The following is a 21,176-nucleotide window of genomic DNA, read 5'->3' as shown; positions in this document are numbered from 1 at the left end:
GCACGACGTGACATTACCCAGTACATCGTCGGCTTCTACAACCCTGTGCGCTTGCACTCAACCCTTGGCTATGTCTCGCCTGCCGCTTACGAGGCCAAGCCAGAAGCAAAACAACCTATCAGCCTGTCCGAAAAAACTTGACCACTACATATCGCTGTTTATTTCATCGGCGATGGTTTTTGTACCCAAGAGCCAACACCGCTCAAAGAAACAGCGACCAACCCCGCAGGGCAATGTCGTATGGCCCTTGCACCCAAAAACCAACGCCGACCACTCCCCCAAAACTTCCCCCAAAACCTCCCCCTAACCATTTGCTACACTGCCCCCCAAACAATCCGGTTGAAGCCAATGAACGCCCAAGAAGTTGCCTCCTACCTGCAGACCAATCCCCAGTTCTTCGAAGACAACGCCGAACTGCTGGCCGCGGTGCAACTCACCAGCCCGCATAGCCACCGCGCGGTGTCGCTGCAGGAGCGCCAGATGGAAATCCTGCGCGAGAAAAACAAAGGCCTGGAGCTGAAGCTGGCGGACCTGGTTCGCCACGGCCATGACAACGACCGCACCCAGCAGCGCATGCACGCCTGGCAGTTGCGCCTGCTGGCCGAGGTGGACTCGCACGCGCTGCCGTATGCGGTGCAGGACGGCCTGCAGCAAGTGTTCGACGTGCCTGGCGTGGCCCTCAAACTGTGGAATGTGGCGCAGAGCTACGCGCACATGGAAGTGGCGCAGGGCGCGAGCGAAGATGTCCGCCTGTTTGCCGAGGGCCTGCGCGCGCCGTATTGCGGCGCCAACAGTGGCTTCGAGGCCGCGGCCTGGCTGGAGCGCGATGATATCGCCTCGCTGGCCATGGTGACGCTGCGCGTGCCCACGCGCGACGCCGGCACGCTCGGCGCGGCCTTTGGCCTGCTGGTGCTGGGCTCGCCCGAGCCGCGGCGCTTCCACGAGGGCATGGGCACGGCCTACCTGGCGCAGATCGGCGAAGTGGCCGGTGCCGCGCTGAACCGCCTGCGCGACTGATGGAGCCGAGCCGCGCGCGCAAGGCCGCTTCGCCTGTGGCGAAGAAGCCGGCCGCGCGCAAGCAAGCCGCCGAGGCACCGCTCGACAAGCCGCCGCCCGACCCGGTCGTGCTGCGCTACCTGGAGTGGCTCGCCAGCAGCCGCAAGCTGGCTGTCCACACGCTGACCAACTACGCCCGCGACCTGTCTGTGCTGCAAGCGCACGCCGCGCGCCATGCGCCGGACATTGCGCTGTTGTCGCTGCAGACCCACCATATCCGCGCCTTTGCCGCACGCATGCACGGCGGCGGCCTGGCCGGCACCAGCATTGCCCGCACGCTGTCGGCGTGGCGCGGCTTCTTCTTGTGGGCCGCGCGCCATGGCCTGGGCGTGGAGGCCAACCCGGTGGACGGCGTGCGCGCGCCAAAATCCGGGCACCGGCTGCCCAAGGCCTTGTCGGTGGAGCACGCGGTGGCGCTGGTCTCGCACAACGCGGGCGACGGCGCCGAGGGCCGGCGCGACCAGGCTGTCTACGAGTTGTTCTATTCCAGCGGGCTGCGCGTGTCGGAGCTGGTGCAGCTGGACGCGCGCTATGCCGAGGATGGGGAATACCGCTCCGCTGGCTGGATCGACATGGACGGCGCCGAGGTCACGGTGATCGGCAAGGGCTCGCGACGGCGCACCGTGCCTGTCGGCAGCAAGGCCATGGAAGCGCTGCGCGCGTGGCTGGCGGTGCGCCCGGAGCTGCTGCGCCCCGGCGCGCTGCCGGATGATGCGCATGCGCTGTTCCTGAGCGTGCGCGGGCGGCGCTTGCCGGCGCGTACCGTGCAGTTGCGCATCAAGCAGCAGGCGATCCGGGCCGGCGTGCCGACCGACGTGCATCCGCACATGCTGCGGCACTCCTTCGCCACCCACGTATTGCAATCCTCGGGCGACCTGCGCGCGGTGCAGGAAATGCTCGGGCACGCCAGCGTGGCCACCACCCAGATCTATACCGCGCTGGATTTCCAGCACCTGGCCAAGGTCTACGACAAGGCGCACCCGCGCGCGGGCAGGGCGCACTCAGGGCCGGCGCCGGTGGTTGCTCCGGTCGTTACCCCGGTGGCCGTGCCGAAGTCCGTGGGTGAGGGCAAGGATGCCGAAGACGTAAAAGACGCAAAAGACGCAGAAGCCGGCAAGGACGGCTAGCCCTCCCACTGCGCCAGGATGCCCCGGAAGGCTTCCATCTCCGGCAGCAGCCAGGCGCGGAAGGCCTTTACCTTGGGTGCTTCCAGCATGCCGGCCGAGCAGACGAAGTAGAGCAGCCACGGGCAGGTAATGCTCACATCGAAGAGCCGCACCACGCGCCCCGACAGCAGGTCGTTATAGGCCAGCGACGAGCGGATCAGCGCAATGCCCTGGCCCGCGGCGGCTGCCTGCAGCAGCAGCGAGGAGTCCTCCAGCAGCAGGCCCTTGCGTGGCTCCGGCCAGTCCAGGCCGGCGGCTTCGAACCACGGCTTCCACGGATCGCCCTCGCCGCGCAGCAGCGACATGCCTTTCATGTCCTGCGGCCGTGCCGGCAGCTTGCCGCCGTTGAAGGCCGGGCTGCAGACCGGGAAGAACACGTCGTCCAGCAGCTTTTCCACATACAGGCCGGGATAGTCGCCGCTGCCCATGCGCAACGCGATGTCGACTTCCTCGCGCCCGAAATCCACCAGCGTGTTGGATGACAGCAACTCCACGTCCAGCTCGGGGTGCTGCTCGATAAAGCTGCCGATGCGCGGCGTGAGCCAGCGCGCGGCAAACGACGGCATGGTGCTGATGGTGAGGCGCTTGTCGCGGTTGCCGGCCTGCAGCGCACGGGTGGCATCGGCGATCTCCAGCAGGGCTTCGCGCACGCGCCCGGCGTAGGCCCGGCCGCCGGGTGTCAGGGTCACACGCTTGCCGTTGCGCTCGAACAGGGCCTGGCCCAGCTCCTCCTCAAGCGCGCGGATCTGGTGGCTGACCGCGCCGTGGGTGACGAACAGCTCGGTGGCCGCGCGCGAAAAGCTCTCGTGGCGGGCAGCCGCCTCGAACGCGCGCAGCGCGGTCAGCCCCGGCAGGCGCGGCAGCTCGCGGTGCCAGCCACGTGGCAAATCTCTCTCCCATGCTCCCTTCAGCGCCATCATCCACCTCGTCTTATGTGAGCTTACCTAACAAGAACAAGGAAAATATATCGTTTTGGAAGAGGACCGGCAATCACTAGAATGCAATGCATCGGGGCGCTACCCGCACCGGTGCCGATCCAGTACCAGGCAAGACCAAGCATAAGCCCGCCAGGGCTGAGCTGATCGGCGGCCGCCCATTCCGGGCAAGCGGGCGAGGCAGCCGACGATGTCAGCGAAGGATGCCCAACATGAAAACATTGCTCACAACGACCCTGTTCACCCTGAGCCCGGGCGAAGTTACCTCCCTCTCCATCCACGCCGCCCAGCGCCTGCGCGTGGAAGAGGCCACGGGGACCGACGTGTGGGTCACCCGCGAAGGCGATTCGGAAGATTACTGGCTGCGTTGCGGCGGCAGCCTGCTGCTCAACAGCGGCGACGAAATCACGCTGAGCGTGGACCCGCGCGCGGCCGAGCCGGTACGCCTGGCCCTGATCGCCGAAGCCCGCCGGCCGGCAACCAGCGTGTCGCACCTGGTGGCGCGCATGGCGCGGCGTTTGGTTCGAGGCACCGAGTGGACGCCTAACCAGGACCAGGTCACGGCCTCCTGAGCCAGCGGATACCGATGCGGCTGGCCGCGTGCGCGGCCATCTGCGGCTGATCCATTCCAGGCCGGCAAGCGGGGATGCAACGCCAACGTCATAAAGACACACCGAAAGACACACCAGAAAAGGGGCGGCCTCCTGTGAGATCCGCCCCTTTTCGCTAAACTGCCGGGATGCAATCGATACAAGTCATCGAGCAGGGCCGGCAAGAGTACGAACCCTGTTTCGACGCGATGCGCGCCTTTACCGCCGCACGCACCCCCGACACCCCCGACCAGATCTGGCTGGTCGAGCATCCCCCGGTCTATACCCTCGGCCAGGCGGGAGATCCCGCGCATGTGCTGGCCCCTGACGATGCGATCCCCATCGTGCGGATCGACCGTGGCGGTCAGGTCACTTATCACGGTCCCGGCCAGGTCGTGGCCTATCTGTTGCTCGACCTGCGCCGCCGCCACCTGATGGTGCGCGAGCTCGTCCATGCGATCGAGCAGGCCGTGCTGGATACGCTCGCGGCGTATAATCTCGCAGCCGAACGCAAGCCCGGCGCACCTGGTATCTACCTTTCCGAAGGCCAGCACCAGGGCGCCAAGATCGCCGCGCTCGGACTCAAGATCCGCAATGGCTGCAGCTATCACGGCGTCAGCCTCAACGTGCAGATGGACCTCGCGCCCTTCCTGCGCATCAACCCCTGCGGCTATGCCGGCCTGGAAACGGTCGACATGGCAACGGCGGGCGCCACCTTCGCGGTGGCCGATGCGGCGGGTGCGTCCCGCTTGCCCGTGACCGCGGCACAACAAGCCGATATCGCGCGGCGCCTTGCGGCGGCGCTGTGTGAAGTGCTGGCAGAGGCGCAAGAGCGCGCCCTGGCGGCCCAACGGAATACCGCCGCGGCCCTGGCCACTTAGTCATCCAGCCGAATATGCACGCACCGCGCGTGCGGAGAACTCTATGAGCGACGCCCTGATCGCCACTTCCAGCGAAGCCCCGCAACCCCAGGCGGAGCAGTACGACCCGACCCGCAAGCAGAAGTCGGCGGACAAGACCGCGCGCATCCCCATCAAGATCGTGCCGGCCGAGAAGCTCAAGAAGCCCGAGTGGATCCGCGTCAAGGCGGCCACCGGCAGCTCGCGCTTCTATGAGATCAAGGACATCCTGCGCGCCAACAACCTGGTGACGGTATGTGAGGAAGCCAGCTGCCCGAACATCGGCGAGTGCTTCGGCAAGGGCACCGCCACGTTCATGATCATGGGCGACAAGTGCACCCGCCGCTGCCCGTTCTGCGACGTGGGCCACGGCCGTCCCGATCCGCTGGATGTCAACGAGCCGGGCAACCTGGCCCGCACCATCGCCCAGCTCAAGCTGAACTATGTGGTGATCACCAGCGTTGACCGCGACGACCTGCGCGACGGCGGCGCCCAGCACTTTGTCGATTGCATCACGCTGACCCGCGAGCTGTCGCCGGCCACCCGCATTGAAGTGCTGGTGCCGGACTTCCGCGGTCGCCTGGACAAGGCGCTGGACATCCTGCAGGCCGGCCCGCCTGACGTGATGAACCACAACATGGAAACCGTGCCCCGCCTGTACAAGCAGGCTCGCCCGGGCGCCGACTACGCGCACTCGCTCAAGCTGCTGCAAGAGTTCAAGCGCCGCAACCCGGCCGTGGCCACCAAGTCCGGCCTGATGGTGGGCCTGGGCGAGACCGACGAGGAAATCCTCGAAGTCATGCGCGATATGCGCGCCCACGACATCGACATGCTGACCATCGGCCAGTACCTGGCGCCGTCGGGCCACCACCTGCCGGTGATGCGCTACGTGCATCCGGACACCTTCAAGATGTTCGAGGCCGAGGCCTACAAGATGGGCTTCACCCATGCCGCCGTGGGCGCCATGGTGCGCAGCTCCTACCACGCGGACGAGCAGGCGCATAAGGCCGGGTTCGCCTGAGCCCAGCCATGCGCGCTGCGGCGCGCATCAGCCCGTCGAGAAGACCGGCCGGTATTCACCGGCCGGTCTTTTTTTTGTCCTGCCGTTGCATGCGCGCCACGGATGAGCGCATTTCCCGGAAGTTCTTTCGCCCTTGTCATGCCCAACCCGGCAGGGGCGCGCGCACCCATATCGAGCAGAGCCGATGCGACGCAAGCGCCGCCCCGAGCGCTCCTGCACCGGATGCAATCGCCGCGTCCGGTACCCGCACCGAGGCAGTGCGCCGGCGCTATCCCGCATGAAGACGTAGCACCGCGTGCCTAGGGTCAACACCTAGCCACAGCATCTTCTTGTTTGGTTATTATGAATTTATCGATAAATCGTCGATGAAATAGCGATTTCACTCCCGGACCCGTCGCAGCCGGCACCGCGCCTGACTAGTACAGCGCGCCCGCCTACACTGCAAGACAGGTCCCCCCGCTGGTGCCGCCCATGACCCGATGTTCCGTTCACCGCCTGGCCGAGCAAGCACTGCTGTGCAGCGTGCCCCCGCCGGCCTCGCTAGATGTACAGCGACGTATCTGGGCCATGGCCCAGCGCGCGGCCGAGTGGCGCGGCGTGGTCGATGCGGTGCCGGGCATGAACAATCTCACCGTGGTGTTCGACCGCGAAGCCGATCCCGAAGCGCTGGAACGCAACCTGAAGCTCGCCTGGGCTTCCGGCGAAGCGCGTGCCGCCACCGGCAAGCTGGTCGAGATCCCGGTGCGCTACGGCGGCGAGCATGGCCCCGACCTGGCTGAAGTCGCGGCGCATACGGGCCTCACGGCGCAGGAAGTGGTACGCCGCCACAGCGCGGGCGAGTACGTCGTCTACTTCCTCGGTTTCCAGCCCGGCTTTGCCTATATGGGCGGCCTGGACCCGGCGCTGGCCACGCCGCGCCGGCGCGAGCCGCGTTTGTCCGTGCCCGCGGGCACGGTCGGCATCGGCGGCGAGCAGACCGGCATCTACCCGGCAGCCGCCCCCGGTGGCTGGCAATTGATCGGGCAAACCACCAGCCAACTCTTCCTGGCAGACCGCGATCCGCCTTCCCTGTTTGCGCCCGGGGATACCGTGCGCTTTGTCGTCGAGGCGCTGCTGCCATGATCGAAATCACCCGACCCGGCGCGCTGGCCTCGGTCCAGGACCTTGGCCGTCCCGGCTTTCGCCGCTTTGGCGTGGGCACCGCGGGCGCGCTCGATGCCGTCGCGCTCACCATCGGCAACCGCCTGCTGGGCAATCCGGCGGGCGACGCCGCCATCGAATTCACGCTGGGCCGCGCCGCCGTGCGTTTCCATGCCGACATGCGCGTGGCGCTGACCGGCGCCGAATGCCGGGCCAACCTGGACGGCGTGCCGGTCTGGTCGTGGCATGCCTTCGACGTGCGCCGCGGCGAAACGCTGACACTGTCGGCGGCGCAGGGCGGCACCCGTACCTATCTGTGCGTGGCGGGCGGCATCGCCGTCGCGCCGGTGATGGGTTCGCGCAGCACCGACCTCAAGGCCGGCTTTGGCGGCCTGGGTGGCCGCGCGCTGCATGAAGGCGACCGCCTCGACGCGGGCCGGCCCGGCGTGGCCGAGGACAGCGACTGGCTGGGTGTGCAGGCGCCATCCTGGGCGCTGCCGGTGAAAAAGCTCGGCGACGCGATGCCGATCCGCATGTTGCCCGGCATCGAGTACGAGGATTTCGACGCCGCCGCGCGCGAAGCGCTGTGGCAGTCCGACTGGATCGTCACCCCCAACAGCAACCGCATGGGCTTGCGCCTGCAAGGCCCGGCCCTGGCGCGCCAGCCCGAGCGCGCGGCCGACCTGCTCTCGCATGGCGTGCTGCCGGGCGTGGTCCAGGTGCCGCCGGCCGGCCAGCCCATCGTGCTGATGGCCGACGCGCAGACCACCGGCGGCTATCCCAAGATCGGCGTGGTGATCGGCGCCGACCTGTGGCGGCTGGCGCAGGTGCCGCTGGGGGCGCCGGTGCGCTTCGTGCGCGTCACGCTGGATGAGGCCGCTGCGGCGCAGGCCGAGCTGGACCGGTACCTGCAGCAACTGGACCAGGCGCTGCAGTGGCAGGGCGACGGCATGGCGATCGCCTCGCGGCGGCGCACGCGTACCCGCGCTGCCGTGGCCTGAGCTGCCAAACGCGCAACGACAGAACCACAGAACCACAGTACGACAGCACCCCCCAAAACCTCAACACAAGCCGCAAGACCGGTGAGGAGCAACGCAATGCATATCGACCTGAACGCCGACCTCGGCGAAGGCTGCGGCAACGACCGCGAATTGCTGGGGCTGATCAGCTCGGCCAACGTGGCCTGCGGCTGGCACGCCGGCGACGCCGCCACCATGCTGCAGACCGTGAAGTGGGCGCTGGAGCAGGGCGTCGCCATCGGCGCGCATCCGAGCTATCCCGACCGCGAGAACTTTGGCCGCACCGAGATGCAGCTCGATCCCGAGGTGGTGTACGCGAACACGCTCTACCAGATCGGCGCCCTGGCCGCGCTGGTGCGCGCCCAAGGCGGCCAACTGGCCCACGTGAAGGCGCACGGCGCGCTCTACAACCAGGCCGCCAAGGATCCCAAGCTGGCCGACGCCATCGTGCGCGCGGTGCGCGACTTCGACTCCGACCTGGTCTTCTTCGGCCTGGCCGGCAGCGTCATGGTGAAGGTGGCGCGCGAAGCCGGCCTGAAAGTGAAGGAAGAAGTCTTCGCCGACCGCGGCTACAACCCCGACGGCTCGCTGGTCAAGCGCGGCACGCCTGGCGCGCTGCATGAAGACGAGAACGTGGCACTGGGCCAGACGCTGGACATGGTGCGCGAGCAGCGCGTGCGCGCCATCGACGGCACCTATGTACCGATTCGCGCCGAAACCGTGTGTCTGCACGGCGACGGCGCACACGCGCTTGCCTTTGCGCGCCGCATCCGCGAGCGGCTCGGCGCCGAAGGCATCGCAATCCGCGCCGGAGTCTGAGGGGCACGCCACACCTAACGGACGCGCCCCCAGGCTTCCGGCTTTCACTGTGCCCCGCGCGGGTGTCGAGCAGCATGACGCGACGCAAGGGCACTCGCCTCCATCACACTCTATTGGTGTCTCTCATGGAACAGGCAGTCAACCTCTGGCCCCTAGTTGGGGTCGGCATCATCATCCTTGGCTTCGTGCTGCGCTTCAACCCCATGATGGTGGTGGCGCTTGCCGCCATCGCCACCGGGCTGGCGGCAACCATGCCGGTCATGCAGATCTTCACGGCAATCGGCACCGCCTTCGTCAAGACGCGCAACCTGCCGCTCATCATCCTGCTGCCGCTGGCGGTGATCGGCCTGCTCGAGCGCCACGGGCTGCGCGAGCACGCGCAGGCGTGGATCTCGCGCATCGCGTCGGCCACCGTGGGACGCCTGCTGATCGTCTACCTCGGCGTGCGCGAGCTTACCGCCGCGGTGGGCCTGACCAGCCTCGGCGGCCATCCACAGATGGTGCGCCCGCTGCTGGCCCCGATGGCCGAAGGCGCGGCCGAGACCCGCTTCGGCAAGCTGCCCGAGCCGATCCGCCAGCGCGTGCTGGCCTTCTGCGCGGCCACCGATAACGTTGGCCTGTTCTTTGGCGAAGACATCTTCGTGGCCTTCGGCGCCATCGCGCTGATGCACACCTTCCTGCTGTCGTCCAACATCGACGTGGAACCGCTGCATATCGCCGTGTGGGGCATCCCCACCGCGATTTGCGCCTTCCTGATCCACGCCGTGCGCCTCAAGCGCCTGGATATGTGGCTGGAGCGCGAAGTGGGCGGCAAGTCCGCTGCAACGGCTGGCGCTGCCTCGGCGGCCAAGAGCGGGGAGTAAGCCATGATCATTTCCATCGACTATCTCTACTGGCTCGCCGGCCTGGTGCTGGCCATCACGGCGTTGATGACCTTTGCCGACCGCGACCATCCGCGCCGGCTCAGCACGGGTTTGTTCTGGGCGCTGTATGCGCTGGTCTTCCTGATCGGCGACAAGCTGCCGCCGGCCATCGTCGGCATCGGCGCCGTGGTGATGGCGCTGATCGCGGGCTTGGGCGGCGTGGGCCACGGCAAGCACGGCACGCTGCCGGAGGCCGAGCGCCGCGCCTCGGCCAAGCGCCTGGGCAACAAGCTGTTCATCCCGGCGCTGCTGATTCCCGTGGTGACCGTGATCGGCACGCTGCTGTTCAAGGATGTGAAGGTCGCCGGCCTGGCGCTGCTCGATCCCAAGAACGTCACCTTCGTCTCACTCGGCATCGGTTGCCTGGTGGCGCTGGGCGTGGCGTGCTGGCTCACCCGCGACACGGTGGTGCAGGGCGTGCGCGAATCGCGCCGGCTGACCGAGTCGCTGGGCTGGGCGCTGGTGCTGCCGCAGATGCTGGCCATGCTGGGCCTGGTGTTCGCCGATGCCGGCGTGGGCAAGGCGGTGGCGCACCTGACCACGGCCTATATCAACATGGACTACAAGCTCGTGGCCGTGGTGGTGTACTGCGTGGGCATGGCGCTCTTTACCGTGATCATGGGCAACGGCTTTGCCGCCTTCCCGGTGATGACCGGCGGCATCGGCGTGCCCATCCTGGTGAACATGTTCCACGGCAACCCGGCGGTGATGGCGGCCATCGGCATGTTCTCCGGCTACTGCGGCACGCTGATGACGCCGATGGCGGCCAACTTCAACATCGTGCCGGCCGCGCTGCTGGAGCTTGATGACAAGAACGCCGTGATCCGGGCGCAGGTGCCAACCGCGCTGATGGTCCTGGTGGCCAATATCGTGCTGCTGTATTTCCTGATGTAAGAACGCGGCCCCGCCGCGAATGATTGGCCAGGGGCCCGGGCAACCGGGCTTCTTGCCGGGAGTCCCTGCCATGCGTACCGTGCTGCTGACCGGCTTCGAGCCGTTCGAGAGCGAGCCCATCAATCCTTCCTGGGAAGCGGTGCGCGCGCTTGACGGCGTGCGCATCGGCAACGGGCCCGATGACCTGGACGCCGCGATCATCGTCGCGCGCCAGTTGCCCTGCGTGTTCGGCGCGGCCAACGATGCGCTGGCTGACCTGGTCGACGCGATCAATCCCGTGCTGGTGATCGCGGTGGGGCAGGCGGGCGGGCGCCCTGAGATGTCGGTGGAGCGCGTGGCGATCAATGTCGACGATGCGCGCATCGCCGACAACGCGGGCGCGCAACCCGTCGACACCCGCATCGCCGAAGAAGGCCCGGCAGCGTATTTCTCCAGCCTGCCGATCAAGGCCATCGTGCGCGACATGCGCGCCGCAGGCGTGCCCGCATCGGTGTCGCAGACCGCGGGCACTTTCGTCTGCAACCACGTGTTCTACGGCTTGATGCACCTGCTTGCCACGCAAGGCGTGCCTGCCGGGATCCGTGGCGGCTTCATCCATATTCCCTATTTGCCTGAGCAGGCGGCGCGCCATCCTGGGCAGCCCAGCCTGTCGCTGGCGTTGATGATCGAAGGCATCCGCTGCGCGGTGACCACGGCGCTTGCCACCACCAGCGATATCCGCGAGCAGGGCGGCCAGACGCACTGAGGCGCCGCTCAGGCGCCCGGCGGCGTGGCATCCTCCCGATTGTTGCCATCGCCGCTGCCATCACTTGCGCGCGCCGCCAGCCGCTTCGCCTTGCGGCGCGCACGCCGCAGGCTGCGGCGATCCAGCTGGAATTGCTCGAAGCGCCAGATCAGGTAGCACAGCGCCACGAACGGCCACATCCATCCCAGCCATTGCGACAGGCTGTTGAAGTGGATGAAACGGCCTAGCCGCCAGCCCTGCTCCGAGATCCAGGAGTACGGATTGGCGGGCAGCAGGTTGGACAGCATCACCAGCAGCATCAGCGTGGCGAGCGCCAGCGCGCCGCGCAGCCAGCGCGGCAGCCGCAGCAGCAAAACCAGCACCAGCGAGCCCGTCAACAGGGCAAAGCGGCCGCCTTCGGACAGCCAGTTGAAGGCGTTGTCGTCCGGGAACTGCATCTCGGCCACCACCGCCTTGAGCAGCAGCGCGCTGGCCAGCAAGGCCGCCAGGATGCGCAGCATCGGCGCCTGCCTGCGCATGGCGATCGAGGCAAACAGCCCGGTGCCCACCCAGCCGCATCCGGTGACGAGTGACTCCAGCAACTGCTGGCCTTGCACGTCATCCGGCCGCAGCAGGCTGATGTTCTCGATCAGGTCCGGCAGCCCCGGGAATACGCCTTGCAGCCACTGCACGGGCCAGGAATCGGTGTCGGTCAGCCACTCGCGCACGATCGCGCCCATGCCGAACAGGTGATCCTGCGGGAAGATCTGCGCGAACGGCCACAGCAGGATCAGGATGATGGCAAAGCTGGCGTGCGGCTCGAACCACGCCATGCGCAACTGGCGCAGCGAGCCGCGATCGATCAGCGCGGCCGAGAAGGGCGCCACCGCGGCGCCGCCCAGCAGGGCGCCCAGCGCATTGGTCATCAGGTCGATATTGGACGAGACGCGGTTGGGCAGCCAGGTCTGCAGCGCTTCCATGGTGCCCGACAGCAGCGTGCCCGCCACCAGCGCCAGCAGCACGGCGCGCACGCCGGAGATGCGCGGGTGCAGGGACAGCACCACCAGCGCGCCAAGCGGGCAGTAGCCCAGCACGTTGGTGATGAGATCGAACCCGGTCAGGTAGCGGGGCTTGGGCGCGGTGAGGAAGGCCAGCGCGGAGATGCCGTTGTCGGTCCAGCCCGTGAACGGGTACAGGCTGCCATAGACCACCAGCAGGGCGAAGCACAACAGCCCCACCCGTGCCAGCGGCGAGTGGCGCGGCGGCGGCGGCGGGGGAACGAGCGGCGCGGGAGCCGATGCCATGCGCGGCCCGCTTACTGCAGCGGCAGCGTTGCCACCCAGTCCAGGATCGCCGCAATGGCGGCATCGCTGCCGGTGGCAAGTGCCTTGACGCCGCCGGCGCCATCGGCCGTGGCGGCGGGCTGCGCCACCACGAAAGTCTTCTGCCCAATCAGCCCGCTGCGAAATACCGTGGCGCGCACGCGGATTACGCCGCGGCTGGCGCTGGCGCTGTCGAACACCTGCTCGAACTCCAGCACGTCGATCTTGAGCGCCGGCGCGGCAGTGTCGCCGAACCAGGTCAGGGCGCCGCGCGAGGCCACGGCTTCGCGCAGGCGGTCGTCGAACAGGCGCACCGGCGACATCACCCAGCGCTGCGTGGCATAGGGCTGCAGGCGCTCCGCCTGGGCGTAGTGCAGCCGGTAGTACAGCGAGTTGCCGTCCAGCCAGGTAGGGCCATCGGTCTGCGCCACGCGCATCTTGGGCAGGTGCGCGGCGTCAGGTGCGGCTCCCGCCGGCGGGCCCAGATCGTAGGTGATGGTGGGCGTGGAAGGCGTCAGGGCACAACCGCCCAGCAGCAGGCAGGCCAGCGCGACGCCGGCGGCCAGCCGGCGCGGCAGGGCGAAGGTGCCGGGCGTGTCGCGTCCGTCCGGCCGGGTTTGGGCATTGCGCATCATGATGTGCCTTGGTTTGCTCGAAGGATTCGCAGCGCCAGCCTGGCGGGCCAGGCGTGGTGTGCGTGCGGCGAGTGCGTAGGTGCGCGGCATGAGGGATTGCGGTCCGCGTCAGGGGGCCTGGAAGCCGGGCTCGCCCGGGCCCGGCACGGCGGCGGGGCCGCCAAACAGCACGCTGCGCGGGCTGTCGTTGAACTGGCTGGCGGCGCGGTCGATGCTGCGCATGGTCTGGCGCGCATCGCGCGCGAGCCCGTTGATCTGCGGCAGCGTGTCTTGCGAGACGCCGCCAGCGGCCGACTGCACGGAATCGGCGGCACCCTGCAGGTCGCGCCCGACGCGGTCGACGGTGCGCATCACGGTACCGTCGGGGTTGGCCAGCTCCTGGGTGAGGCGCCGCGTGGAGGCCAGCGTGGCGTTGAGGTTCTCGGTCACCTGTGGCAGCTGGCGCACGGCCGGCGCGATCGAGCTGGCCAGTTGCGAGTAGTCGTCGGCGGTTTTGTGCACCGAGCGGATCGCCCCCATCAGGTCGCGCCGGTTGTCGGCCTGGAACATGTCGTTCAGCGAACCCATGATCGTTTCCAGTTGCGTGAGCAAGCTGTCGCCGCGCTTTTCCAGCTCTTCGAAGAAGCCGGCCCGCATGATGATGCGCGCCACCGACTTGGAAGAGGTGGCCAGGTGCGGCGACGGCGTGCCGCCTTCCTGCGCGGTGGTGTCGTCGAGCTGCACGTAGCCGATCCCGGTGACGCCCTGGAAGCCGAGCGTGGCATAGGTGGTGTGGGTGATCGGGGTGTCCTGGTTGACGCTGATGCGCACGATGATCTGGCCCGGCACGGTCGGATCGAAGCGGATCGACACCACCTTGCCCACGTCCAGCCCGCGGTACTTGACGTCGGCCTGCGGCCCAAGCCCGTTGACGGTGGAGCGGGTGATCAGGTCATACGGCACGCGCACCGCGTGGTCGCTGCTGAACCAGAAGATCGCGAACAGCACCAGGATGGCGAGTCCGATCGTGAACACGCCGGCCAGGAAGGCGTGCGACTTGTTTTCCATCATGCTTCTCCAGATTGCGGGCCTGCGGGTGTTGCCGCATGCGTTGCCGCGCGTGCCGCGTCCGGCAAGGCCGGGAGCGCCTGCATGGCGCGCTGCCCGCGCTCGCCCAGGAAATATTCGTGGATGAACGGGTGGTCAATATGCACCAGTTCCCGGATCGGCAGCGCGGCGAGTACCTTGTGGTCCGCCAGCACCGCGACGCGGTCAGACAGCGCCACCAGGGTGTCGAGGTCGTGCGTCACCATCACCACGGTCAGGCCTAGCTCGCGACGCAGTTCGCGGATCAGCGCCACGTAGTCGTCCGAGGCCATCGGGTCCAGTCCGGCGGTGGGTTCGTCCAGGAACACCAGTTCCGGCTCCAGGGCCAGGGCACGCGCGAGCGCCACGCGCTTGATCATGCCGCCGGACAGGTCGGACGGCATCTTGTCCGCGTCCCGCGCCGACAGCCCCACCAGTTGCAGCTTGAGCAGCGACGCCGCGCAGATGAGATCGTCGGGCAGGGTGCGAAGTTCACGCAGCGGCAGCGCGATGTTGTCGATCACCGACAGCGCGGAGAACAGCGCGCCGCGCTGGAACTGCAGGCCCCAGCGGTTGCGCAGGGCTTGCAGCCGGGCCGCGTCGAGCTTGGTCAGGTCCTCGCCGAACACACGGATGGTGCCGGAGGTGGGCCGCTCCAGCCCCACGATCTGGCGCAGCAGCACCGTTTTGCCGCTGCCCGAGCCACCGACGATGGACAGCACTTCGCCCCGGTACACATCGAGGTTGAGGTGGTCGTGCACAACCGCCTCGCCAAAGCGCTTGACCAGGTCGCGTACCTCGATCACGGTGGTGCGCGGGGCGTGCTGCACGGTGCCCGAAGGCGGCGTTGCGGTGACGGTCGTGGCGGTAGTCATAAGCCGATGTCCTTGAACAGGATGGCGAAGATGGCRTCGGCCAYGATCACAACGGTGATCGASGTSACCACCGAGGCKGTSGTGCCTTCGCCCAGGCTSYGCGTGTTSGGCYSGATGCGCARGCCGAARTGGCAGGCSGTSAGCGCGATCAGGATGCCGAACACCACGCCCTTGCCCAGGCCCATCCACAGGTTGGCCACCGGCACCGCATCGGGCAGCGCGCGCAGGAAGAAGGCCGCGCTGATATCCAGCTGGAAGTGCGCGGCCAGCATGCCGCCGGTAAGCGCCAGCACATCGGTCCAGGCCACCAGCAGCGGCATGGCGATGGCCAGCGCGATCACGCGCGGCATGATCAGCCGGAAGCCATGCGAGATGCCCATCACGCGCATCGCGTCGAGCTCCTCGGTGACCCGCATCACGCCGATCTGCGCGGTGATGGCCGAGCCCGAGCGCCCGGCAATCAGGATGGCCGCCAGCACCGGGCCAAGCTCGCGGATCACCGCCATGCCGAGGATGTTGACGATAAAGATGCTCGCGCCAAAGGTGCGCAGCTGGTTGGCCGACAGGTACGACAACACGATGCCGATCAAAAAACCGACCAGTGCCGTGATACCGAGCGCCTTGTAGCCGACGTTATAGATATTGGCCGAGATCTCGCGCCAGGGGCCGCGCTGCGGCGCGCGCGCCAGGCGCAGCAGGTCGAAGGCCAGTTGGCCCAGCATGGTCACGCCGTTGCCGAGCTGGGAGAACATCGACAGGATCGAGGCGCCGAACAGGGTCACCGGATTGAACCGGTCCACCATATGTTTCTTCCAGTTCTCGCGGCGCAGCCCGGCGATGCGGGTAAAGACGCGGCGCTGGGCCTCATTGGCTTCCAGCTTCTCGGGCAGCTTGCCGCCCCAGGCCTGCCACATCAGCTGTGCGCCGATGTGATCGAGCCGGGCGAGGCTTGCCAGCGACCAGTGCGCGTCCGCGGCGATCGTGTGCAACTCGTTGCGCAGCGCGCGGGCGCGGTGGCAATCGGATAGCGCAAGCGCTGTCCAGTCGCCGCGCAGTTGCACGGTTTGCGCTCCGTCCGCGCGCGTCACTTCTATGGCTGGCGTGGTAGGGCTTTCCAAAGGAGGGGGGGAAGTGATGGGCAAGTCCCGATTCTATGCCACCCGCAGCGTCAGCGGGCGTGCGCAGCGCCTCGGCCGTGGATTCGCACGGCTACAATGCGTAGCTGCTTGTGCCCATTGTGTTGTCCATCGTCGAAACGCATGTCCGCTGACAAATCCTTGCCCACGCCAGACCCGACCCCTGCGCCCGCTGCTCCCGCGCAAGCCTGGCGCATCGACCCCGACCGCCTGCGCGCCGCGCTCACCGGCCCCGCGCGCGGCTGGGCCCTCGGCGTGGTCGACGAGACCGGCTCCACCAATGCCGACCTGACGCTGGCCTGCCGCAGCGCGCCGTGGACCGAGTCCGCCACGCTGCGCCTGGCCTATCGGCAGACCGCCGGGCGGGGCCGCCAGGGGCGTCCCTGGCAAGGCCAGGCGGGGCTTACGTTTTCGGTGGCGCTGCCGTTGCCGCTGGCGCCCTCGCAGTTGAGCGGGCTGAGCCTGGCGGTAGGGCTGGCGCTGGCCGAGGCGCTGGGCGACTGCGATGCGCGCCTCGGCGCCGCCGTTGGCCTGAAATGGCCTAACGACCTGCAGATCGACGGCCGCAAGCTGGCCGGCATCCTGATCGAGTCGGTGCCGGCGGGGCCACAGCGGGTCTGGGCCGTGGTCGGCATTGGCCTGAACCTGATGCGCGATGCGCAGATGGAAGCCGCGCTCGGGCGCGGCCTGGCTGGTGTGACCGAATTCCTGCCGGGCTGCGATCCCACCGTACTGCTGGCTGCGGTGCTGAACCGGCTCGCGGTGATGCGCGAGGATTTCCTGGCGCAGGGCTTCGCGCCGATGGCGCCTCGCTGGTCCGCGCGCGACGCCTATCGCGACCAGCCGGTGCGCCTGCTGCACGACGGCCGCGTGCAGGCCGAAGGCCTGGCGCGCGGCGTTGACGGCGACGGCCACTTGCTGCTGGAAACGCCCTCGGGCCTGGAGCGCATTGCCAGCGGCGAAGTGTCGCTGCGTTTGGCGGACAAAGGGGCAGGCGCATGAGCGGCACCAGCGCCGGTATGCCGCGTGTTCCGCAACTGCTGATCGATATCGGCAATACCCGCCTGAAATGGGCCTGGTGCGACGAGGCCTGGTCCGGCGCCGTGCTGCACGAGACGCCATTGCCCACGCCCTGGCCGCATGGCGGCGCGGTGGCCCACGGCGAACTGGCCACGCTGGTGGCGCAATGGGCGTCGCTGCGCGCGGCCGGCGCGCAGCCGCTGGTGTGGGTCAGCAACGTGGCCGGCCCGGCCATCGCGGCCAGCCTGCAAGCCACGCTCGACACCGTGTTCGGCCCTGGCATCGATGTGAACTGGGTACGCTCGGGCCCGCGCTTCGGTGGCCTCGTCAACGGCTACCGCGAGCCCACGCAGCTCGGCGTCGACCGCTGGATCGGCAGCATCGGCGCGCGCTGCTACCGCCCCGAGGGCATTTTGCTGATCGTCACCGCCGGCACCGCCACCACGCTCGACGTGGTGAGCGCGCAGGACCGTTTCGAAGGCGGCCTGATCCTGCCTGGCCTGGACCTGATGCTGGGCGCGCTGGCGCGCAACACAGCGCAATTGCCGTCCCTGGACGTGCGCGATGCCGGGCTGGCCACGCCTTGGGCCGACAACACCCGCGACGCGATCGCCGCCGGCTGCCTGGCGGCCCAGGCGGGTGCCGTGGAGCGCACCTGGCGCGCGCTGTGCGAGCGCGGGCCGGTGCGCTGCCTGCTCTCCGGCGGCGCTCGCCATGTGCTGGCAAACGCGCTCTCCATGCCGTTCGAGATGCACGATAATCTCGTGTTGCTCGGCCTGCATGTGATGGCCTCGCAAAGCCCGGTCGGCACAGCGGGCTGAACCGCATCACACCGCATCACACCGCATTACACCGCATCGCCTTCTTCACCCCGTCGCTCCACCCCTGCATCGCCCCCAATGCTCCAACGAAGCCTTTTCATCCTGCTGGTCTTGCTCAATGCGCTGCTGCTGGCTGCTGTGCTGGGCGCGTTCGGCCCACAGCCGCTGGCCGGCTGGCTGGAAAGCGCGCGAGAGCCCGAACGCGCTGCCCAGCAGGCGCGCGCCGAACGCTTCCGCCAGATGCCGCAGGCAAGCGGCAAGCGGGCGGCATCCGAGCCCGCCACTGCGGCAGCCGCAACCACAACCACAACCGCAGCCACTCCCCAAGCCGGCGCGCCAGCCATGGCTTGCGTCGAGATCGGTGGTTTCAACGGGGAGCTGGTGCGCAAGGTGGCCGATGAGCTGGCCGGCGCGCCGCCCGGCGCCTGGCGCGTGGAACAGTTCGAGCGGCAGGAGCAGGCGCGCTGGTGGGTCCACCTGCCGCCGCAGGCCTCGCGCGAGAACCTGCAGCGCAAGCTCGGCGAGTTGCGCCGGCGCAATATCACCGACGTATCGGTGGTCAGCGCCGGCTCGCCGGAAACCTATACGGTCTCGCTGGGCTTGTTCCAGGAGCGCGAGCATGCCGAGCATTTCCTCGACAACCTGCGCGAGCACGGCGTGCGCACCGCGGTGCTGACCGACACGCCGCATCCGCTGACGCGCCAGTGGCTGCGCGTGCGCAACGCCGACGCGGCACTGCGCACGCGGCTGGACGAGATGCGCCAGCGCTATGGCGCGCAGGACTTGCTGACCTGCACTTGAGCCGTGCGTCAGCGCTTGCTGCTTCGCTCAACTGCCCTGGCGTACCTTGGACAGCAGCTTGGTGGTGGAGCGGTCGTGCAGGAACGCGATGGCATGCGCCTGGCCGCCCCAGCTGCGCACCAGGCGGGTTTCTTCCAGCGTATCGATGTCGTAGTCGCCGCCCTTGACATAGATGTCCGGGCGCACCAGCCGGATCAGCTCGACCGGCGTTTTCTCGCGGAACATCACGACCAGATCCACCGATGCCAGCGCCGCGATCAGCGCCATGCGATCCGATTCGTGGTTCAGGGGACGGTCGTCACCCTTGCCGAGCATGCGCACTGACGCGTCGCTGTTGACGCCGACCACCAGGCTGGCGCCCAGGGCCTTGGCTTGCGCCAGGTAGGTGGCATGGCCGCGGTGGAGGATGTCGAAGACGCCGTTAGTGAAGACTAGCGGGCGGGGGAGGGTGGCTAGTTTTTCTGCTAGCGCGGTTGGGTTGTCGGGGGGGACTAGTTTGGATTCGAAGGTTGGGGGGGGCATGATGGAGGTGTTGGGTAGCCGGTGGGTTCTGCGATTGTCTTCGGGTGAGGGCGCAACTTCAATGTCAACTGCTTAACTTCAACCGCTCAACTTCAAAGACAAAAGCTGAAAGTCAAAGGCAGTTTCACCTCCCCTGCGGGGAGGCGACCTACTTTCTTGTCTCGCCAAGAAAGTAGGCAAAGAAGCGACCCGGATGGGGCGAAAGACTCCTCGTCGGAAGGCAAAAAGAGCGGCCGGGGGCCAAACTCACATCGCCTTAGGGCGATGCTCAAACATGGCCCCCTCGTTTCCGCTCCTTTTGCCTTCCGACGAGGCGCCCCATAACGGGAGATGAAAGGCASACGGCTCGCTKCGCATCGCGGGGAGGTGATTTCCGCCCACAGGCGCAAATCACGGCTACACCGAATCGAAATATGATCCCTCTGTGGTAGCCGTGTTTCCCGCCCCCAGGCGGGAAACACCCACGCGCGATGCGAAGCGAGCCGTGGAGGTGTTAAGGCGATGCGAGTTTGGGTCCCGGCCGCTCTTTTCGTCGAATCCCGAGGGGGTGTCGCCCCATCCGGCGCGCCTTTTTTGCCTACTTTTTTGGCAAGACAAAAAAGTAGGTCGCCGCCCCGCAGGGGTGGTGAAACTGCAGTTGAAGTTGACGTTAAGCCGTTGCAGTTGCGGCCACAACCAACCACCAGCCAAATTCCAACACCCCAAAAAAACAAAACCCCATCATCCGATGGGGCCCGYCCCGCCGAAGGCGCCAAAACGACACCCCCAGCCCAAAAACCAACCTTATGCCTGCGCCGGCTGCGCACCACCCGCCGCCTGCAAGCGCACATTCAACTCCTTCCGATACCGGTTCAAATCCTGCACGGTCTCGAAAGTGCGCTCGAACAGCAGCGACATATTGTGCAGGATCCGCTCGATCACCTTCTTCTCCCAACCTTCGTCGAAGCGGATCTGCTCGTCGAGCCAGTGCTCGAGCCAGTCCGGGTCCGGCAGGCGCGACTGGATGGTGTCGTTGGGGAACAACGCCTTGTTGACGTGCAGGTTGGTCGGGTGCAGCGGCTTTTCAGTGCGGCGGGCGGAGGCCATCAGCACGCCGATCTTGGCGAAGGCCGAGCGGGCGCTGTCGCCGAACTGGTTCAGGTACTTCTTCATGTAGCGCAGGTAGGCGCCGCCGTGGCGGGCTTCATCCTGCGACAGGGTGCGGTAGATCTGCTTGATCACCGGCTCGGTGTGCCATTCGGCGGCACGGCGGTACCAGTGGTTGAGGCGGATCTCGCCGCAGAAATGCAGCATCAGGGTTTCCAGCGGCGGGGCCGGGTCGAACTCGAAACGCACGGCGTGCAGCTCTTCTTCGGTCGGCACCAGGTCCGGGCGGAAGCGGCGCAGGTATTCCATCAACACCAGCGAATGCTTCTGCTCTTCAAAGAACCAGATGCTCATGAAGGCCGAAAAGTCGGAATCGTGGCGGTTGTCGCGCAGGAACATCTCGGTGGCGGGCAGGGCCGACCATTCCGTGATGGCATTCATGCGGATCGTCTTGGCCTGGTCGTCAGTGAGCAAGCTCGGGTCGAAGGAATCCCAGGGGATGTCCTTGTCCATGTGCCAACGTACCGCTTCCAGCGATTTGAACAGTTCGGGGTAGAGCATGGTAAGCCTTTGAAATTACGGGCAGATTCTACCAGATGCGAATTATTCCCAATGCCTTTTTAAGCGCAAAGGAAGGGGGTGTTTGCGGCTGAACCTGCACGATGCCCAATTTATGGGCGAATATCGCGCCTTTCCTTGCTTTTAAT

At 67.3% G+C, this 21,176-nt stretch carries 22 protein-coding genes and 1 pseudogene; 15 read left to right on the top strand and 8 right to left on the bottom strand.

The genetic code is table 11. The annotated features are described in order from the left end of the window. The 3 genes and pseudogenes from AC1DQR_RS36860 to AC1DQR_RS36850 form a co-directional block, all read left to right on the top strand. Nucleotides 1–141 (top strand): annotated as a pseudogene (locus tag AC1DQR_RS36860) (IS3 family transposase); the annotation flags it as partial. 207 nt (nt 142–348) lie between these two features. Then, the gene (locus AC1DQR_RS36855) at nt 349–1,017 is read left to right on the top strand and encodes a DUF484 family protein (RefSeq protein WP_150992645.1); all 669 of its coding nucleotides are present in this window, start codon (nt 349–351) and stop codon (nt 1,015–1,017) included. Next, complete coding sequence (locus AC1DQR_RS36850; protein ID WP_477134815.1) at nt 1,017–2,183, top strand: tyrosine recombinase XerC; 1,167 nt, start codon at nt 1,017–1,019, stop codon at nt 2,181–2,183. The genes AC1DQR_RS36855 and AC1DQR_RS36850 overlap by 1 nt, the downstream gene beginning before the upstream one ends. On the opposite strand, the gene AC1DQR_RS36845 is transcribed toward AC1DQR_RS36850, so the two are convergent. Beyond that, the gene (locus AC1DQR_RS36845) at nt 2,180–3,139 is read right to left on the bottom strand and encodes a transcriptional regulator GcvA (RefSeq protein WP_043351136.1); all 960 of its coding nucleotides are present in this window, start codon (nt 3,137–3,139) and stop codon (nt 2,180–2,182) included. The genes AC1DQR_RS36850 and AC1DQR_RS36845 overlap by 4 nt on opposite strands. A 230-nt stretch (nt 3,140–3,369) precedes the next feature. On the opposite strand from AC1DQR_RS36845, the gene AC1DQR_RS36840 reads away from it, so the two are divergent. The 9 genes from AC1DQR_RS36840 to pcp all read left to right on the top strand — a co-directional run bounded on the left by AC1DQR_RS36840 (nt 3,370) and on the right by pcp (nt 11,207). Beyond that, entirely contained in the window at nt 3,370–3,729 is a 360-nt protein-coding gene (locus AC1DQR_RS36840) for a DUF2917 domain-containing protein (protein ID WP_416050166.1), read from the top strand. Between the two features lie 167 nt (nt 3,730–3,896). Further along, nucleotides 3,897–4,628 (top strand): lipoyl(octanoyl) transferase LipB, encoded by a 732-nt coding sequence (gene lipB / locus AC1DQR_RS36835; RefSeq protein WP_416050167.1) that lies wholly within the window; start codon nt 3,897–3,899, stop codon nt 4,626–4,628. A gap of 43 nt (nt 4,629–4,671) precedes the next feature. Next, a complete protein-coding gene (lipA, locus tag AC1DQR_RS36830; RefSeq protein ID WP_150992653.1) occupies nt 4,672–5,667 on the top strand; it encodes a lipoyl synthase in 996 nt (331 codons plus the stop codon). A gap of 471 nt (nt 5,668–6,138) precedes the next feature. After that, nucleotides 6,139–6,789 carry a 5-oxoprolinase subunit PxpB gene (pxpB, locus tag AC1DQR_RS36825; RefSeq protein WP_416050168.1) on the top strand — a complete coding sequence of 217 codons (651 nt, stop codon included), beginning with the start codon at nt 6,139–6,141 and terminating at the stop codon, nt 6,787–6,789. Continuing rightward, nucleotides 6,786–7,808, top strand: coding sequence for a 5-oxoprolinase subunit C family protein (locus AC1DQR_RS36820; RefSeq protein WP_416050169.1), 1,023 nt, complete (start codon nt 6,786–6,788; stop codon nt 7,806–7,808). Before pxpB ends, AC1DQR_RS36820 begins: the two co-directional genes overlap by 4 nt. 96 nt (nt 7,809–7,904) lie before the next feature. Further along, entirely contained in the window at nt 7,905–8,645 is a 741-nt protein-coding gene (pxpA, locus tag AC1DQR_RS36815; protein ID WP_043342811.1) for a 5-oxoprolinase subunit PxpA, read from the top strand. 125 nt (nt 8,646–8,770) lie between these two features. After that, complete coding sequence (locus tag AC1DQR_RS36810) at nt 8,771–9,508, top strand: DUF969 domain-containing protein (RefSeq protein ID WP_150992661.1); 738 nt, start codon at nt 8,771–8,773, stop codon at nt 9,506–9,508. Between the two features lie 3 nt (nt 9,509–9,511). Then, nucleotides 9,512–10,462: a DUF979 domain-containing protein gene (locus AC1DQR_RS36805; RefSeq protein WP_416050170.1), complete on the top strand. Its 951-nt coding sequence runs from the start codon at nt 9,512–9,514 to the stop codon at nt 10,460–10,462. A 70-nt stretch (nt 10,463–10,532) separates the two neighbouring features. Then, nucleotides 10,533–11,207 (top strand): pyroglutamyl-peptidase I, encoded by a 675-nt coding sequence (gene pcp / locus AC1DQR_RS36800; protein WP_416050171.1) that lies wholly within the window; start codon nt 10,533–10,535, stop codon nt 11,205–11,207. A gap of 8 nt (nt 11,208–11,215) precedes the next feature. On the opposite strand, the gene AC1DQR_RS36795 is transcribed toward pcp, so the two are convergent. The 5 genes from AC1DQR_RS36795 to AC1DQR_RS36775 form a co-directional block, all read right to left on the bottom strand. After that, complete coding sequence (locus tag AC1DQR_RS36795) at nt 11,216–12,490, bottom strand: VanZ family protein (RefSeq protein WP_416050172.1); 1,275 nt, start codon at nt 12,488–12,490, stop codon at nt 11,216–11,218. Nucleotides 12,491–12,501: 11 nt separating this feature from the next. Beyond that, nucleotides 12,502–13,140: an ABC-type transport auxiliary lipoprotein family protein gene (locus AC1DQR_RS36790; protein WP_416050421.1), complete on the bottom strand. Its 639-nt coding sequence runs from the start codon at nt 13,138–13,140 to the stop codon at nt 12,502–12,504. A 111-nt stretch (nt 13,141–13,251) separates the two neighbouring features. Beyond that, a complete protein-coding gene (locus AC1DQR_RS36785; protein ID WP_416050173.1) occupies nt 13,252–14,193 on the bottom strand; it encodes an MlaD family protein in 942 nt (313 codons plus the stop codon). Continuing rightward, entirely contained in the window at nt 14,190–15,083 is an 894-nt protein-coding gene (locus AC1DQR_RS36780) for an ABC transporter ATP-binding protein (protein WP_416050174.1), read from the bottom strand. Before AC1DQR_RS36780 ends, AC1DQR_RS36785 begins: the two co-directional genes overlap by 4 nt. Next, nucleotides 15,080–16,201, bottom strand: coding sequence for an MlaE family ABC transporter permease (locus tag AC1DQR_RS36775; RefSeq protein ID WP_477134817.1), 1,122 nt, complete (start codon nt 16,199–16,201; stop codon nt 15,080–15,082). The genes AC1DQR_RS36780 and AC1DQR_RS36775 overlap by 4 nt, the downstream gene beginning before the upstream one ends. A gap of 141 nt (nt 16,202–16,342) precedes the next feature. Between AC1DQR_RS36775 and AC1DQR_RS36770 the strand changes: the two genes are divergently transcribed. From AC1DQR_RS36770 to AC1DQR_RS36760, 3 genes are all read left to right on the top strand, one after another. Next, a complete protein-coding gene (locus tag AC1DQR_RS36770) occupies nt 16,343–17,221 on the top strand; it encodes a biotin--[acetyl-CoA-carboxylase] ligase (RefSeq protein ID WP_416050175.1) in 879 nt (292 codons plus the stop codon). Beyond that, a complete protein-coding gene (locus AC1DQR_RS36765; RefSeq protein WP_416050176.1) occupies nt 17,218–18,060 on the top strand; it encodes a type III pantothenate kinase in 843 nt (280 codons plus the stop codon). The genes AC1DQR_RS36770 and AC1DQR_RS36765 overlap by 4 nt, the downstream gene beginning before the upstream one ends. Before the next feature lie 78 nt (nt 18,061–18,138). Beyond that, nucleotides 18,139–18,861, top strand: a complete 723-nt coding sequence (locus AC1DQR_RS36760; RefSeq protein WP_416050177.1) for an SPOR domain-containing protein — start codon at nt 18,139–18,141, stop codon at nt 18,859–18,861. Nucleotides 18,862–18,888: 27 nt separating this feature from the next. Here the strand turns inward: AC1DQR_RS36760 and rfaE2 are convergent, their stop codons facing one another. Then, a complete protein-coding gene (rfaE2, locus tag AC1DQR_RS36755; protein ID WP_150992681.1) occupies nt 18,889–19,383 on the bottom strand; it encodes a D-glycero-beta-D-manno-heptose 1-phosphate adenylyltransferase in 495 nt (164 codons plus the stop codon). A 783-nt stretch (nt 19,384–20,166) separates the two neighbouring features. Further along, a complete protein-coding gene (locus AC1DQR_RS36750; RefSeq protein ID WP_043342844.1) occupies nt 20,167–21,030 on the bottom strand; it encodes a ferritin family protein in 864 nt (287 codons plus the stop codon). Between the last annotated feature and the right edge of the window lie 146 nt (nt 21,031–21,176).

Source organism: Cupriavidus sp. 05L411 (assembly GCF_056398045.1).
The sequence above is the reverse complement of the archived record's forward strand: the minus strand, read 5'-3'. Positions and strand labels throughout refer to the sequence as shown.

Coding starts and splice junctions, on each gene's coding strand:
- AC1DQR_RS36855 (WP_150992645.1), top strand. CDS start 349: ATGAACGCCCAAGAAGTTGCCTCCTACCTGCAGACCAATCCCCAGTTC.
- AC1DQR_RS36850 (WP_477134815.1), top strand. CDS start 1,017: ATGGAGCCGAGCCGCGCGCGCAAGGCCGCTTCGCCTGTGGCGAAGAAG.
- AC1DQR_RS36845 (WP_043351136.1), bottom strand. CDS start 3,139: ATGGCGCTGAAGGGAGCATGGGAGAGAGATTTGCCACGTGGCTGGCAC.
- AC1DQR_RS36840 (WP_416050166.1), top strand. CDS start 3,370: ATGAAAACATTGCTCACAACGACCCTGTTCACCCTGAGCCCGGGCGAA.
- lipB (WP_416050167.1), top strand. CDS start 3,897: ATGCAATCGATACAAGTCATCGAGCAGGGCCGGCAAGAGTACGAACCC.
- lipA (WP_150992653.1), top strand. CDS start 4,672: ATGAGCGACGCCCTGATCGCCACTTCCAGCGAAGCCCCGCAACCCCAG.
- pxpB (WP_416050168.1), top strand. CDS start 6,139: ATGACCCGATGTTCCGTTCACCGCCTGGCCGAGCAAGCACTGCTGTGC.
- AC1DQR_RS36820 (WP_416050169.1), top strand. CDS start 6,786: ATGATCGAAATCACCCGACCCGGCGCGCTGGCCTCGGTCCAGGACCTT.
- pxpA (WP_043342811.1), top strand. CDS start 7,905: ATGCATATCGACCTGAACGCCGACCTCGGCGAAGGCTGCGGCAACGAC.
- AC1DQR_RS36810 (WP_150992661.1), top strand. CDS start 8,771: ATGGAACAGGCAGTCAACCTCTGGCCCCTAGTTGGGGTCGGCATCATC.
- AC1DQR_RS36805 (WP_416050170.1), top strand. CDS start 9,512: ATGATCATTTCCATCGACTATCTCTACTGGCTCGCCGGCCTGGTGCTG.
- pcp (WP_416050171.1), top strand. CDS start 10,533: ATGCGTACCGTGCTGCTGACCGGCTTCGAGCCGTTCGAGAGCGAGCCC.
- AC1DQR_RS36795 (WP_416050172.1), bottom strand. CDS start 12,490: ATGGCATCGGCTCCCGCGCCGCTCGTTCCCCCGCCGCCGCCGCCGCGC.
- AC1DQR_RS36790 (WP_416050421.1), bottom strand. CDS start 13,140: ATGCGCAATGCCCAAACCCGGCCGGACGGACGCGACACGCCCGGCACC.
- AC1DQR_RS36785 (WP_416050173.1), bottom strand. CDS start 14,193: ATGATGGAAAACAAGTCGCACGCCTTCCTGGCCGGCGTGTTCACGATC.
- AC1DQR_RS36780 (WP_416050174.1), bottom strand. CDS start 15,083: ATGACTACCGCCACGACCGTCACCGCAACGCCGCCTTCGGGCACCGTG.
- AC1DQR_RS36770 (WP_416050175.1), top strand. CDS start 16,343: ATGTCCGCTGACAAATCCTTGCCCACGCCAGACCCGACCCCTGCGCCC.
- AC1DQR_RS36765 (WP_416050176.1), top strand. CDS start 17,218: ATGAGCGGCACCAGCGCCGGTATGCCGCGTGTTCCGCAACTGCTGATC.
- AC1DQR_RS36760 (WP_416050177.1), top strand. CDS start 18,139: ATGCTCCAACGAAGCCTTTTCATCCTGCTGGTCTTGCTCAATGCGCTG.
- rfaE2 (WP_150992681.1), bottom strand. CDS start 19,383: ATGCCCCCCCCAACCTTCGAATCCAAACTAGTCCCCCCCGACAACCCA.
- AC1DQR_RS36750 (WP_043342844.1), bottom strand. CDS start 21,030: ATGCTCTACCCCGAACTGTTCAAATCGCTGGAAGCGGTACGTTGGCAC.